This is a genomic window from Microbacterium sp. (genome assembly GCF_039812165.1).
Lineage (GTDB): Bacteria > Actinomycetota > Actinomycetes > Actinomycetales > Microbacteriaceae > Microbacterium.
Window position 1 is genome coordinate 1 of sequence record NZ_JBDIAB010000060.1, and the last position, 13,975, is coordinate 13,975.

13 protein-coding genes and 1 tRNA gene are annotated in these 13,975 nt (G+C 72.0%); 6 read left to right on the forward strand and 8 right to left on the reverse strand.

Features of this window, described 5'->3' with window-relative positions:
- The first annotated feature begins 341 nt into the window (after positions 1-341).
- A tRNA-Met gene (locus tag WML84_RS06990) sits at positions 342-417 on the forward strand.
- A 110-nt stretch (positions 418-527) separates the two neighbouring features.
- Here the strand turns inward: WML84_RS06990 and nagB are convergent.
- Both nagB and WML84_RS07000 read right to left on the reverse strand, forming a co-directional pair.
- Positions 528-1,313, reverse strand: a complete 786-nt coding sequence (gene nagB, locus WML84_RS06995; protein ID WP_347345423.1) for a glucosamine-6-phosphate deaminase — start codon at positions 1,311-1,313, stop codon at positions 528-530.
- 76 nt (positions 1,314-1,389) lie between these two features.
- A complete protein-coding gene (locus WML84_RS07000; RefSeq protein ID WP_347345424.1) occupies positions 1,390-2,553 on the reverse strand; it encodes an ROK family transcriptional regulator in 1,164 nt (387 codons plus the stop codon).
- Positions 2,554-2,626: 73 nt separating this feature from the next.
- On the opposite strand from WML84_RS07000, the gene nagE reads away from it, so the two are divergent.
- Together nagE and WML84_RS07010 are read left to right on the forward strand one after the other, a co-directional pair.
- Complete coding sequence (nagE, locus tag WML84_RS07005; RefSeq protein WP_347345425.1) at positions 2,627-4,555, forward strand: N-acetylglucosamine-specific PTS transporter subunit IIBC; 1,929 nt, start codon at positions 2,627-2,629, stop codon at positions 4,553-4,555.
- A 117-nt stretch (positions 4,556-4,672) separates the two neighbouring features.
- Positions 4,673-5,446 (forward strand): ABC transporter permease, encoded by a 774-nt coding sequence (locus tag WML84_RS07010; RefSeq protein WP_347345426.1) that lies wholly within the window; start codon positions 4,673-4,675, stop codon positions 5,444-5,446.
- Positions 5,447-5,454: 8 nt separating this feature from the next.
- Here the strand turns inward: WML84_RS07010 and WML84_RS07015 are convergent, their stop codons facing one another.
- From WML84_RS07015 to WML84_RS07025, 3 genes are read right to left on the reverse strand one after another with little or no spacing between them, the layout of a single operon-like run.
- The gene (locus WML84_RS07015; RefSeq protein ID WP_347345427.1) at positions 5,455-6,537 is read right to left on the reverse strand and encodes an ABC transporter permease; all 1,083 of its coding nucleotides are present in this window, start codon (positions 6,535-6,537) and stop codon (positions 5,455-5,457) included.
- Positions 6,534-7,463 (reverse strand): ABC transporter ATP-binding protein, encoded by a 930-nt coding sequence (locus WML84_RS07020; RefSeq protein WP_347345428.1) that lies wholly within the window; start codon positions 7,461-7,463, stop codon positions 6,534-6,536. The genes WML84_RS07015 and WML84_RS07020 overlap by 4 nt, the downstream gene beginning before the upstream one ends.
- A gap of 14 nt (positions 7,464-7,477) precedes the next feature.
- A complete protein-coding gene (locus tag WML84_RS07025; RefSeq protein ID WP_347345429.1) occupies positions 7,478-8,491 on the reverse strand; it encodes a glycerophosphodiester phosphodiesterase family protein in 1,014 nt (337 codons plus the stop codon).
- 113 nt (positions 8,492-8,604) lie between these two features.
- On the opposite strand from WML84_RS07025, the gene WML84_RS07030 reads away from it, so the two are divergent.
- The 3 genes from WML84_RS07030 to ligD all read left to right on the forward strand — a co-directional run bounded on the left by WML84_RS07030 (position 8,605) and on the right by ligD (position 13,143).
- On the forward strand, positions 8,605-9,504 hold the full coding sequence (locus WML84_RS07030) for a Bax inhibitor-1/YccA family protein (protein ID WP_347345430.1): 900 nt from the start codon (positions 8,605-8,607) through the stop codon (positions 9,502-9,504).
- Between the two features lie 121 nt (positions 9,505-9,625).
- Positions 9,626-11,659 (forward strand): alpha/beta hydrolase, encoded by a 2,034-nt coding sequence (locus WML84_RS07035; RefSeq protein ID WP_347345431.1) that lies wholly within the window; start codon positions 9,626-9,628, stop codon positions 11,657-11,659.
- A 254-nt stretch (positions 11,660-11,913) separates the two neighbouring features.
- On the forward strand, positions 11,914-13,143 hold the full coding sequence (ligD, locus tag WML84_RS07040; RefSeq protein WP_347345432.1) for a non-homologous end-joining DNA ligase: 1,230 nt from the start codon (positions 11,914-11,916) through the stop codon (positions 13,141-13,143).
- 4 nt (positions 13,144-13,147) lie between these two features.
- Here the strand turns inward: ligD and WML84_RS07045 are convergent, their stop codons facing one another.
- The 3 genes from WML84_RS07045 to WML84_RS07055 form a co-directional block, all read right to left on the reverse strand.
- The gene (locus WML84_RS07045) at positions 13,148-13,543 is read right to left on the reverse strand and encodes a PIN domain nuclease (protein WP_347345433.1); all 396 of its coding nucleotides are present in this window, start codon (positions 13,541-13,543) and stop codon (positions 13,148-13,150) included.
- Positions 13,540-13,794: a type II toxin-antitoxin system VapB family antitoxin gene (locus WML84_RS07050; RefSeq protein ID WP_347345434.1), complete on the reverse strand. Its 255-nt coding sequence runs from the start codon at positions 13,792-13,794 to the stop codon at positions 13,540-13,542. Before WML84_RS07050 ends, WML84_RS07045 begins: the two co-directional genes overlap by 4 nt.
- A 74-nt stretch (positions 13,795-13,868) precedes the next feature.
- The coding region (locus WML84_RS07055; RefSeq protein WP_347345435.1) for a hypothetical protein at positions 13,869-13,975 on the reverse strand (107 nt) is incomplete at its 5' end.

A 13,975-nucleotide genomic window follows, 5' to 3' on the forward strand; every position in this document is an offset into this window, starting at 1 on the left:
CATCGGCATCCCCCTCGGCATCGCCGACTTCAAGATGGTGCCGATCTCGCTCATGCCCCTCGGCAAGGACATCGTCCCCACCGACGGCGCCTTCGACGCCGCCGCGCGCCGCTGAGCCCGGCCGGCTCTCACGGCCGCCGGGCCCCGGCATCCCGCACCTCGCGAACTTCGCAGTTCCGCGCGAACTTCGGAGGATTTCCCGGAGATCCTCCGAAGTCCGTCCGATTCTGCGAAGTTCGCGGCCCGGCGGGCAGGCCGTCCGGCGTCACCGCGCGTCACATCCCGAAACCACAGGTCATACTCAGCCCGCGGATCGGGCTCCGGGGCTAGCGTGGGGGCATCGCGGCGATCCGGGCGGGCCCGGGCACCGGCTCATATCCGGGAGCGTTGCGGGTTCGACTCCCGCCGTCGCGTCCACGTCCAAGGGCGATCCCGTACGGCACGGGATCGCCCTTCCGGCCGTTTCGGCCCGGACGGGCCGGATGCCGGAGCCGGCGCGATGAGTCCGCGCCGACCCGGAACCGCGGTCAGATGCCCTGCCAGGCGGGCTTGTTGTCCCACGCGTAGCGGTAGTAGGCGGTCTGCTCGAGCTCGGCGGCCGCCGCCTCGTCGATCACGACGGTCGCGTGCGGGTGCAGCTGGATCGCCGATCCGGGCTGGCTCGCCGTGACGGGCCCCTCGACGGCCGCCGCGACGGCATGCGCCTTCGCCGCGCCGAACGCGAGCAGCACGAGGTGGCGCGCGCGGAGGATCGTGCCGATCCCCTGGGTGATGCAGTGCATCGGCACCTCGTCGGGCGACGAGAAGAAGCGCGCGTTGTCGGCGCGCGTGGGCTCGGTGAGCGTCTTCACGCGGGTGAGGGACGCCAGTGAGCTGCCGGGCTCGTTGAACCCGATGTGCCCGGTGCGGCCGATGCCGAGGATCTGGAGGTCGACGCCGCCCGCCGCCTCGATGGCGGCCTCGTAGCGCTCGCCCGCCGTCTCGATGCCGTCGGGCCCGCCGGGCGGCACCGCGATCCGCTCGGGCACGAGACCGAGCGGCTGGACGACCTCCCGGTCGATCACGGACCGGTAGCTCTCGGGGTGGCCCGGCGGCAGCCCGACGTACTCGTCGAGCGCGAAGCCGCGCACTCCCGACACGTCGAGCTGCTCGTCGCGCACGATCTCCTCGAGCGCGCGGTAGACCCCGAGCGGGGTCGACCCCGTCGCGAGGCCCAGCACGGTGTCGGGCTTGCGGCGGACGAGCTGGGCGATGGCGTCGGCGACGAGCCGGCCCGCGGCCTCCTGGTTCTCTACGATCACGATCTCTGCCATGGACGTTCCTCTCTGATGCGGTTCTGGTGCGGTTCCGGTGAAAGCTCTGTCGTTCCCGGGGCGGGATGCCGGGGGCTCAGGTGATGCCGAGCACCTCGTCGAGGACGAGGATCATCGCCCCGCGCAGACGGGTGTCGTCGGCGGTCTCGGCGAGGCGCACATCGAGGCCCTCGAAGAGGAGCGGCAGCAGACGCGCGCGGAGCGCCTCGCGCACCTCGTCGATGAGGGCGCCCTCGATGAGCTCGGCGGGGCCGCTGAGAGCGATGTCGGTGAGCCCGAGCGTCGCCACGAGCGGTGCCAGCGCGCCGCCGAGGTACCGGCCGGCCTGACGCCGGATGCGCTCGTCCTCCTCCGGCCCGGCCGCGGCGGCGAGCCGCGCGGAGAGCCGCGGCACGGAGAGCCAGGCTTCGAGGCATCCCACTCGCCCGCACCCGCACACCGGCCCCTCGCCCTCGCTCACGATGACGTGGCCGAGCTCGCCGGCGGTGTAGTCGAGCCCGTGCACGAGCTCGCCGTTGACGATCGCGGCGATGCCCACGCCCGAGCCGATCCGTACGAGGAGGAGGTCGTGGTCGACGCGCGCGAGGCTCAGCTCGGCGATGCCGAGCGCGTTCGCGCCGTTCGTGACGTAGACGGGGAGCCCGGTGTGCTCGGCGAGCAGCTCCCGGAGCGGGAGGTCGCTCCAGCCGAGGTTGGCCGAGACGCGCACGACGCCGTCGGCGTCGATGATCCCGGGACTCGAGACGCCGACGCCGAGCACGGGCGCGGTGACGTGATCGAGCAGGCGGTCGACGAGGTCGGTGAGCAGGCGCACCGCGTCGTCGCCGACCTCGGCGCCGCGCTCGACGAGGTCGTGGGCGATGATCTCACCGCCGAGGGAGAACACCGCGCCCTCGAACCGGTCGCCGCCCGAGATCGCGATCGCGAGGACGTTGCGGCTGCCGGGGGCGAGCCCGATCACGCGGGCGGGCGCGCCGGGGCCGGGGCCCTTGCGACGCCCCTCCTCCACCACGATCCCCTCGTCGATGAGCTCGGAGACGAGATCCGACACGGTGACCTGCGACAGCCCCGACGCGCGGGCGAGCTCTGCTCGCGACTGCCCCTCGCCCCGGTAGAGGAGCCGCAGCATGAGCGAGCGGTTGTGGCTGCGGGTGTGCTCGGGAAGGAGGCGTCTCGCGACGCCGTCGCCCTGCCCTGCGGCACGACGGCGTCCCGTGGTCGTGGTCGAGATGTTGACCATGTTCCCTCCGATCGGTTATGGTTCCATAATAGTTAGGAAACTTTAGGAATCAATCTAGCATTGGAGCGAAGATATGAAATTCTTCCAGCGTCTGGGCAGATCCATCATGCTGCCCGTCGCCGTTCTTCCCGTCGCCGCGATCCTCATGGGCATCAGCTACTGGATCTCCTCCACGGCGGGCGAGAACGTCGTGTCGGTCTTCCTGAACGCGGCCGGCGGAGCGCTGCTCGGCAACATGGCGCTGCTGTTCGCGATCGGCATCTCGATCGGCATGGCCAACAAGACCGACGGCACGTCGGCGCTCGCGGGACTCGTGTCGTGGCTCACCGTCACGACCCTCCTGAAGCCCGAGACGGTCGCCGCGCTCACCGGCGCCGCCGACGTGGCCGACGTCGACCCGGCCTTCAGCCAGGTGCAGAACGTGTTCGTCGGCATCCTGTGCGGCCTCATCGGCGCGTGGAGCTACAACCGGTTCAAGGACACGAAGCTCCCCGACATGCTCTCGTTCTTCTCCGGCAAGCGCTCGGTCGCGATCGTCACCGCCGGCGTCTCGCTCGTCGTCGCCGTCGTCCTCTTCTTCGTCTGGCCGGTCGTGTACGGCGGCCTCGTGACCTTCGGCGAGTGGATCGTGACGCTCGGCCCCATCGGCGCCGGCATCTACGGCATGATGAACCGCCTGCTGATCCCGCTCGGCCTGCACCACGCCCTCAACTCGGTGTTCTGGTTCGACGTCGCGGGCATCAACGACCTCAACAACTTCCTCGCCGGCAACGGCGGCGAGGGTGTCTACGGCGTCACCGGCCAGTTCATGACCGGCTTCTTCCCGATCATGATGTTCGGCCTCCCCGGCGCCGCGCTCGCGATGTACGTCACCGCGAAGACCAGCCGTCGCAAGGTCGCCGCGGGCCTCCTGCTCTCGGCCGCCGTCGCCTCGTTCTTCGTCGGCGTGACCGAGCCGCTCGAGTTCGCCTTCATGTTCCTCGCGCCGTGGCTCTACCTCGTGCACGCCGTCTTCACGGGCATCTCGATGGCGATCAGCGCCATCCTGCCGGTGCGCATGGGCTTCGGGTTCTCGGCCGGAGGCCTCGACCTGCTGCTCGGCTGGATGAACCCCCTCGCGCAGAACCCCTGGATCATCCTCCTGATGGGAGTGGTCTGGTTCTTCGTCTACTTCTTCGTGTTCCGCTTCCTGATCCTGAAGTTCCGGCTCAAGACGCCGGGCCGCGAGGACGACGAGGACGTGGCCGACGCCGTGGGCGGCGCCGTGTCGAAGGACGCCGGCTTCACCGCCACCGCGGCCGCCTTCATCGCCGGCCTCGGCGGAAAGCAGAACATCGTCGACGTCGACAACTGCGCGACGCGCCTGCGTCTCGAGGTCGCCGACGTCACGAAGGTCGACGAGGCCGCGCTCAAGCGCGCCGGCGCCGCGGGCACCGTCAAGCCCGGCGGCAAGGCGGTGCAGGTCATCTACGGCCTCAACGTCCAGTTCGTGAAGGACGCGATGGAGGACATCCTCGCCGGCCGCGTCGACGCTGCCGAGCTCGCGCCCGCCGCGGCGCCGGCGCCGGCATCGACGGTCGCGACGATCGCCCCGGCGCGCACCGTCGTGCTCCGCCAGCCCGTCGAGGGCACCGTGCTCGCGCTCGCCGACGTGCCCGACCCGATGTTCTCGGAGGGCATGATGGGTCCGGGCCTGGCGATCGACCCCAGCGGGAACACGGTCGTGGCGCCCGCCGACGCGAAGGTCGTCTCGGTGTTCCCCACCAACCACGCGGTCGGTCTCGAGCTGAAGGACGGCACCGAGCTCCTCATCCACGTGGGCATCGACACCGTGAACCTCAAGGGCAACGGGTTCCAGGCGCTCGTCGCCGCCGGCGACACCGTCACCGCGGGGACGCCCCTGCTGCGGTTCGACGCGGCGAGGATCCGCGCCGCCGGCCTCTCGGCGATCACGCCGGTCATCGTGCTGAACGACGAGAACGCGACGATCGAGCTGTCGTAGCGCGATCTCGGCCGCTGCGGGCCGGCGTCCCTCGAGGGGCGCCGGCCCGCAGCGCGATACCCGACGCCCCGTCCTCGGAGCGGCGGACGGCGGATGCCGTGTCCTATGGTCGGAGGGATGGACGGCGTGCTCCCCTGGCTGACGACCGGGCTCGCCGTCCTCGTCCTCGCCGGCATCGCGACCGCCGTGCTCGCCACCAGCCGCGTGCCCGCGCCGTGGGCGGTGCCGCTCGCCCTCCTGCGAGCGACGCTGCAGCTCACCGCGCTGGCGCTGATCCTCACCGGCATCATCGAGAGCCCGCTCTGGGTGGGCGTCGGCCTCGGGGTCATGCTGCTCGCCGCGGTGTGGACGGCCGCGCGGCGCTCGCGCACACCCTTGCGACGCGCGCTCCCCCTCGCGGCGTCGATGCTGACCGGTCCGCTCGTCGTGCTGACCGTCGCGTTCGCGACCGGGGCGATCGAGTTCTCGCCGCGGTACGCCCTCGCGATCGGCGGCATCGTGATCGGCAACACGATGACCGTGGCGATCCTCGCCGAACGCCTGTACCTCACGTCGGTGCACGACCACTGGGACGAGGTCGAAGGCTGGCTGGCGCTCGGCGCGACCGCGTGGGAGTCCACGCGCGACCTCGCCCGCCGCGCGGTGCGCACGGCGCTGCTGCCCTCGATCGACCAGACCCGCACGACCGGCGTCGTCGTGCTCCCGGGCGCCTTCGTCGGCGCCGTCTTCGCGGGAGCCTCGCCGTTCGAGGCGGGTCGCTTCCAGCTCGTGGTGCTCGCGGGCGCCCTCGCCGCCGGCGCGCTCACGTCGGTCATGCTCCTGCGCCTCGTCGGCGGCGTCGCCCGGCGTCCGGTCGAGCCCGTCGTCCGCTCCCCTCGGCACGCCCGGTAGCCGGGCGGTCAGGCGATGCGGGTGCCCGGCGGCAGCGTGCGCGCCGGGGTGCGCGTGCGGGCCCATCCGCCCCACAGCAGCCCGGCGGTGATCGCCGCCTGCACGCCGAGGCCGACGAACCAGCTCGGCACCGTGTCGGCGACCACCTCCTCCGCCGTCGGACGGTCCTCCGACCAGCTCAGCCGGCACTCGTCCCACTCCGTCTCGAGCTGCGGCGGCAGCTGCGCGTACCGCACGCCCGACTTGAGCTGCCCGAACAGGTCGACCGGGTTGCCGTGCCGGTCGAACTGCGTCGGCGTCGCGTCGGCGAGGATGACGAAGGGATTGGCCGCCAGCATCCACCACACGCGGTCGAAGCGCGGCACCGGATAGGTGCGCGTCTCCCACTCGCCGCACACGAGCTTGCTCGGGTCGTTCCAGCAGTCCTCCGAGCCGTCGACGCACACCGGCGCGCCGCTCTGCCGGTCGTACTCGGCGATGCGCTGACGCATGGTCGCCTCGCTCGTGATGCTGGTGCCGACCAGGCCGAACGCGATCACGGTGCCGACCACGAACGCGGCGACGACGAGATAGGTCGCGGCGACCGAGAAGAGCGGACGGGCGAGGATCCCGCTGAGCCCGACCCCGATGCCCGCGATCACCCCGATCTCGAGCACGAGCACGAGCACCGACACCAGGATCGTTCCGGCCTGCACGCCGCCCGCGATCGTCGCCGCCAGGAGGAACGGCACCGAGACGACCGCGAACGCGAGCCCGGTCATCCAGGCGGCGAGGAACTTGCCGAGCAGGATCTCGCCGGTCGTCGCGAGAGTGACCTGCACGGGAGCGAGGGTCGCGGCGTCCCGGTCGCCGTTGATCGAGTTGCCGCTGAGGGTCGGCGAGACCAGCACCGCGAGGAGCAGCGTGATGTAGACGACCGTCGAGTAGACGCCCGGGCCGCGCTCCTCGAGGTGCTGGAACGCGAGGAACGCCAGGATCGTCACGCCGATCAGGATCACCGCGTAGACGCCGAGCAGCACGTACCACGACACCGTGCGCACGCGCTGGGTCAGCTCGAGCCGCGTGATCGTCCACAGCCGGTCGAGGCTCATGACGCGCCCCCTTCTTCGAGGTCGAGGAAGGTGTGCTCCAGGATGCCGGTGGCCGCCGAGAACTCGGCGACCGGCAGTCCCGCGCCGACCAGGGCGGCGAGCCCCGCGGCGGCCGCGGCGTCGGTGCCGAACGCGACGAGCAGCTCGCGGCGGTCGACCCGCACGTGCGCGGCGTCGCGGCCGAGCGCCGTCGCGACCTCGGCGGCCACGTCGGCCGGGTCACGGTCGGCGACGCGGATGCGCCACGTGCGCTCGCGGGTCGCGGCCACCGCGATGCGGTCGGCGCTGACGGTGCGGCCCTGCACGAGGAACACGGCGTCGTCGACGACCTCCTCGAGCTCGGAGAGGACGTGGCTGGAGATGAGGATCGTGCGGCCCTCCGCGGCGAGGCGGCGCAGCAGCATCCGCAGGTCGATGCGGGCCTGCGGGTCGAGGCCCGACGCGGGCTCGTCGAGCAGCAGCACGCGCGGATCGTGCACGAGGGCGCGCGCGAGCCCCAGTCGCTGCTTCTGCCCGCGCGACAGGACGCGGGCGGGAGCGTCGGCGAGGTCGTCGAGGCCCACCTCGTGCAGGAGCGCCGCCGCGCGGGCCGCAGCGGCGGGCCGATCGAGCCCGTACAGGCGCCCCGTCGTGACGACGGTCTCGCGCGCGGTGAGCGACGGCCACGCGCCCAGGGCGTCCGGCATCCATCCCAGGCGCGTGCGCGCCGCCGCCGGATCGGCGATCGGGTCGATGCCGTCGATGCGCAGCTCACCGGCATCGGGGGCCAGGAGCGAGGCGAGCATGAGGAGGAGCGTCGTCTTGCCCGAGCCGTTCGGCCCGACGAGGCCCGTGACGGCGCCCGCGCGCGCGTCGAGGGTCACGTCGCGCACGGCGTGCACGTCGCCGAACGAGCGGCGGACCCCGCGCGCGCTGATGCCGGTCATACGCCCAACCTAGGTCAGCGGCCGCGGAAGAACGACATGCCGAGGTCGGGATGGTCGACGAAGACGCCGTCGACGCCGGCATCCGCGATCAGCCGCCACTCCTGCTCGTAGCGACCCCACATGGCCTTGGGCCCGAGGCGGCGGAACGGCGGCAGCAGGAACACGTTCTCGGGGCGGCAGGTCCACGTGAACACCGTCAGTCCGCGCTCGTGCGCGTCGTCGACGAGGCGCGCCGGTCCGGCGGCCCGGCCGAACCGGTCGGGCGCGAGGATCATGCGCTTGTCGACGCTGATCCCGTCCACGACCCCCACGAGGCCGTCGAGGCCGGCCGGCGACGCGAACCACGGATAGGCGGGCGCGGCGGCCCCGTCGGCGACGACCAGGTCGTACGGACGTCCCGACGCCTCGAGCAGATAGACGAGCTCGGCCCGGATGCCGTGCGCCTTCACCCCCGCCAGCACGGTCGACTCGAAGGACTCGATCACGAGCGGCAGCCCGCCGTCGGCCCAGCCGGCCTCGCGCAGCTCCGCCGCCACGAGCGCCGCGAGGTCGAAGCCGAGTTCGCCCAGCGCGGTCGCGTGCTTGAGCTCGACCACGACGCCGATCTCGCGGCCCTGCTCGCGGGACGCCGTCCGGACCAGGTCGAGGAGGTCGTGCAGCCGCAGCGGCGGCTCCTCGCCGTCGAAGCCGGCGCTCGTCGGGCGCAGCTGCGGCAGCCGCTCGCGGCAGCGCAGCGTGGACAGCTCGGCCCACGTGAAGTCCTCCGTGAACCAGCCGGTCAGCGCGGCGCCCTCCACCGTCTTCGTGGTGCGGCGGTCGGCGAACTCGGGCCGATCGGCGACGTCGGTGGTCGACCCGATCTCGTTCTCGTGGCGCACCACGAGCACCCCGTCCGAACTCACCACGACGTCGGGCTCGACCGCGTCGACGCCCAGGGCGATCGCGAGCCCGTAGGACGATCGGGTGTGCTCGGGACGGTATCCCGGGGCGCCGCGATGGCCGATCACGAGGGGCTGGCGTCGCGGCATTCGTCCAGGCTACCGGCCGTTTCTCAGGCCGCCCCGGCCTGCCCCGGGAGGCCATCCGATACCCTGGAGGTCACAGCACCGCGCTGTGCTTCGACTTTGGAGTGTGATTCCTCATGGCCGCGGGAAACTTCGCGTTCAACAACCCGGCGTTCCAAGAACAGCGACCGGGTCTGACTCCGCCCCCTGCGCAGCAGGCGGGCACCCAGACACAGTACGCCAGCGCCGCCCACCAGGGCGTGGACGCGGCGTCCAACGCCCAGATGGAGGGCATGTTCGCCGCTCCTCCCGCCGGCTCGATCGAGACCGGCCGCATGACGGTCGAGGACACCGTCCACAAGACGCTCGGCCTCTTCGCGATCCTCGTCGTCACGGCCGTCGTCGGCTGGATCTGGAGCATGTCGACGGTCGCCGCCACCGGCGTGCCGACCATGATCCCGTGGATCGTGGGCATGCTCGGCGGCTTCGTGCTGGCGCTCGTGGTGATGTTCACCTCGCGCAAGAAGGTGCGCCCGGGGCTCATCTTCGCCTACGCCGGGTTCGAGGGCCTGTTCGTCGGCGGCATCTCGGCGTTCTTCGAGTACATGTGGCCCGGCGTCGTCGTCCAGGCCGTGCTCGCCACCCTCGCGGTTGTCGGCGTGACGCTGGCCCTCTTCGCGAGCGGCAAGGTGCGCGCGAGCGCCAAGGCCAACAAGATCTTCCTGATCGCGATCATCGGCTACGCCGTGTTCGGCCTGCTGAACCTCGTGCTCATGATGACCGGTGCCGTCCCCGGCGCCTTCGGCCTGTACAGCATGAAGATCGCCGGCATCCCGCTCGGCCTCATCATCGGCGTGCTCGTCGTCCTCATGGCCGCGTACTCGCTCGTGCAGGACTTCGACATCGTCCAGCAGGGCGTCCGCAACGGGGCTCCGCGCGAGCTCGGCTGGATGGCCGGCTTCGGCATCATGATCACGGTCGTGTGGCTGTACGTCGAGATCCTGCGCATCCTCGCCATCCTGCGCGGCGACAACTGAATCCACGGTTCCCGAAGGGGCCGTCCGGCATCGCGCCGGGCGGCCCCTTCGCCGTTACCGGAGCACCTGCGTCGCCCCACCGGCTCATGCGGGGCGCCCGGCATCCTCCTATAGTGACGACATGAGTGCGATGCCGTCGTCTGCCCGCCCGCGGACGACGTGGCACCGCACGGCGGTCGCCGCCCTCACGCTTCTGCTGGTGCTGTCTCCGCTGGCCGTCGCCCCCGCGACCGCCGTCACGAGGTCTGTCCCGACGGAGATCGACCTCGGCGAGCTGGAGGCCGACTGCCCGGTCGACGTCCCCGAGGAGCACGCCGACCGCGTCACGTGCGGCTACCTCACCGTGCCCGAGCGTCGCGGCGAGGGCGCCGATCCCGAACGCACGCTCCGACTCCCCGTCGCGGTCATCGCCAGCCGGGCGGCCGAGCCCGCCCCCGACCCGCTCGTGGTGCCGACGTCGGGCGGCCCGGGCGGCGGCACGTTCAGCGTGCTGTGGTACTTCCTCGACCACGCGGACTGGGCGTCGGCCGATCGCGACATCGTGCTCGTCGAACAGCGCGGCGACCTCCTCGCCGAGCCGACCCTGGACTGCCCCGAGCTCGACCCGCAGCACTTCGTCGTCGACGGCGCGAGCCTCACCGGCGACGCCGCCGACACGCGCTGGGCCGCGCAGTTGCAGGCCTGCCACGACCGCCTCGTCGCCGACGGCGTCGACCTCGCCGCCTACACGAGCGCCGAGAGCGCCGCCGACCTCGCCGATCTGCGCGCCGCCCTCGGCTACGAGCTGTGGAACCTGTACGGCGTCTCCTACGGCGCCCGCCTCGCCCTGACGACCATGCGCGATCAGCCCGCGGGGCTCCGCGCGGTCATCCTCGACGGCGTCTACCCGCCCAACGTCGACTTCTACGAGGAGATCCCGCACGGCCTCGTCGCCGCCGTCGACGCGCTCGTGGCCGCGTGCGCGGCGGACGACGACTGCCACGCCCGCTACCCCGACCTCCGGAAGGAGCTGCTCGACGTGCTCTCGCACGCCGCCGATTCGCCGTTCTCCGTCACCGTGACGGATGCCGCGGGCTCGCGCGTGCGCCAGGAGATCACCGACGCCGGTCTGACGAGGGGCCTGTTCGACGCCCTCTACGACGCCTCGCTCGTGCGCGTGCTGCCGTTCCTCGTCGACCGGCTCGCGCAGGGCGACGAGGAGGCGATCGCGCCGCTCGCGCAGAGCCAGTTCGACAACCAGGCGCGTCTCGCGGAGGGGCTGCGGATGTCGATCGACTGCGCCGAGGAGGTGCCGTTCGACGACGACGCCGAGATCGAGGCTGCGCACGACGCCGACCCGCTGCTCGCGCACTACCCGGTCGCGCACCCGCGGGCGGACTGCGCGATCTGGGACGTGCCCGCACTCGGCGCCGTCGAGAACGAGGCGGTCGTCAGCGACATCCCCACGCTGCTCACGAGCGGCGGATACGACCCGGTCACGCCGTCCGCATGGGCAGAGGCCGCGACGACCGGGCTCGAGAAGGCGTACCGCTACGACTTCCCCCCGATGGGGCACGGCTCGGTGTGGGCGAACTGGGACGACGCGTGCGCGGCATCCATCGCCGCGCAGTTCCTGCGCGCGCCGCAGACCGAGCCGGACGCCTCGTGCATCGCCGACATGGCGCCGACCGACTTCCTCACCGCGACCGACATCCACGCCACCGGCGCGTTCTACCGCCTCGACGGCACCCTGCGACAGCCGGTGCCCGTCGGTCTCGCGATCGCGCTCCTCGTCGCGATGGTCGCGACCCTCGGCTACGGCCTGCTCTACGCACTGCGACCGGCCCTGCGCCGCGACGGCGACGTGCCCGAGGGCACGGTGCTCCCGGCCGTCATGGCGGCCGGGCTGAATCTCGCCTTCGCGGCGGGCATCGCGTGGATCGTGACGGGCACGGAGCCCCTCGTGCTCGCCTTCGGGCTGCCCGCGGCGGCGTGGCCGCTGCTGCTCGTGCCGTTCGTGGCCCTCGCCGCGGCGATCGTGCTGGCCGTCGTGCTCGTGCGGGCGTGGCGACGCGACGACGGGGCGCTGCGCCACCGCGTGATCCTGTCGGTCTCGTGCGTCGCGTGCGCCGGCTTCGCCGCGATGCTGTGGGCCAACGGCCTCCTCATGCTGTGACCGCGGGTCGGTGTCGGTCCGGCGGCGCATGGGAGGTTGCGCCGATGGGCCGGATCACGAGATGCCAGCGCGCATAACTCAGGCAATTCGAGCGGGTCGTCGGGCCGCACCCGCGCGAATCCGCGGATCACGACCCGCGGCGTCGGCAATCTGCCTGAGTTACGCGTCGCCTCTCGGCGGAACCCGTTGGCCGTCGGCGCGGGTCGCCGCAAGGGCCCTGGTGAGGGCATCCGCTGCTCGGTAGCGTGACGAGGGTGAGCCCGAAAGCCGAGACGTTCCTGGAGATCGACGGCCACGAGGTGCGCGTCTCGAGCCCCGACAAGGTCGTGTTCCCCGAGCCAGGGCTCACCAAGGTCGACCTCGTGCGGTACTACCTCGACGTGGCGGAGGGGGCGCTGCGCGGCGCCGGCGGCCGGCCCTTGGTGCTCAAGCGCTTCGTCAAGGGCATCTCGGCCGAGCCGTTCTTCCAGAAGCGCGTGCCCGAGAACCACCCCGACTACATCGACACCGCGACGCTCCACTACGCGTCGGGGACCTCGGCCGAGGAGGCGGTGATCCGGGATGCCGCGGGGCTCGCGTGGGTCGTCAACCTCGGCTGCCTCGACCTCAACCCGCACCCCGTGCGTGCCGAGGACCTCGACCACCCCGACGAGCTGCGCATCGACCTCGACCCGATGCCGGGCGTGGACTGGTCGCAGATCGTCGACGTCGCGTACGTCGCGCAGGACGTGCTCGACGATGTCGGCCTCGTCGGCTGGCCGAAGACGAGCGGCTCGCGCGGCATGCACATCCTCGTGCGCATCGCGCCGCGGTGGGACTACCGCGAGGTGCGGCTCGCCGCCGAGACCCTCGCGCGCGAGGTCGAGAACCGTGCACCGGGTCTCGCGACGGCTCGATGGTGGAAGGAGGAGCGCGGCGAGAGCGTGTTCGTGGACTTCAACCAGAACGCGAAGGACAGGACCGTGGCATCCGCCTACTCGGTCCGCGCGCTGCCGGATGCCCGGGTCTCGACGCCGCTCGACTGGGACGAGGTGCGCACGGCCCGTCCGGCGGAGTTCACGGTGCTGACGGTGCCGACGCGGTTCGCTGAGCGCGGCGATCCGCACGCCGGCATCGACGACGCGGTGGGCACGCTCGACGGGTTGCTGCGCCTGGCCGAGGAGCTGGGCCCTGCCGAGAAGCCGCCGCGCGGGTCGAGCGCCGGCGGTCGCCGCGCGTCGACCATGCCGCTCATCGAGGTCGCGCGCACGAAGACGAAGCCCGAGGCCGAGGCCGCGCTGGAGCAGTGGCGCGCGGCGCACGCCGGCGTGGCGGCGCTGCTGCATCCCGCCGACGTCCTGATCGACGGCATGCGCGGGTCGAGCTCGCTCTGGTACCGCGTGCGCATCAACCTGCAGCACGTCCCCGAGACCGACCGCCCCGCGCAGGGTCCGCTCCTGGCCGACTACGATCCTTGGGCCGGTCGCACCTGGCCCGGCCTGTGAGCGATCACCGGTGCAGGCGCAGGGAGCTGACCTGCGCGAGATACGCGAAGTCACGGTCGCGCTCGAGGAGAGGCACGTCTCGACGGATCGCGACGGCGGCGATGAGGCAGTCGGTCATGCTCCGGATCGGATGCCCGTTCGCCATCGAGGCGCGATAGAGTTCCGCCGCGCCGCGGAAGTCCGCGCCCGGATCCAGTCCGAGCAGCGGCAGTCCGTTGACGAGGTTCTCGACCTGCGCGCGATTGCGCGCTCCCTGAGCGCCGGCGAGCAGTTCCATGATCACCGGCTCGGTGATGCAGATGTCCGCACCGCCGCGGATCAGACCGTCCAAGGTCTCCACCTCGGGCGACGCGATGTCGCGCAGATAGGCGATCCAGACCGAGGAGTCGACGAGGATCACGAGCGACGCCCGGCAGCCGGCCGGACGCCGCCCTCCGAGAGGCCGAACGCCTGGGGTGCGTCATCGCGCAAGGCTGCCAGGTCGCCGTCCCAGCCGATCCCACGCAGGCCGAGGAGGAAGTCCTGCGTCAGCGGAACCCCCACCAGCCGGCGCAGCGCGAAGTTCACGGCGTCCTTCTTCGTGGGCAGCTCATAGCGCCGCATGACCTCATGGACGAGCTCGTCGTCGATGTCGATGTTTGTGCGCGTCATACACCTGTTATACACCTGCTCGCAGCCGCGCGGCCCGGCAGAACGCCGAAGGCCCGCCGGGGCGGGCCTTCGCGTCACTCCCACTCGATGGTGCCGGGGGGCTTCGACGTCACGTCGAGCACGACCCGGTTCACCTCGCGGACCTCGTTCGTGATGCGGTTCGAGATGCGCGACAGCACGT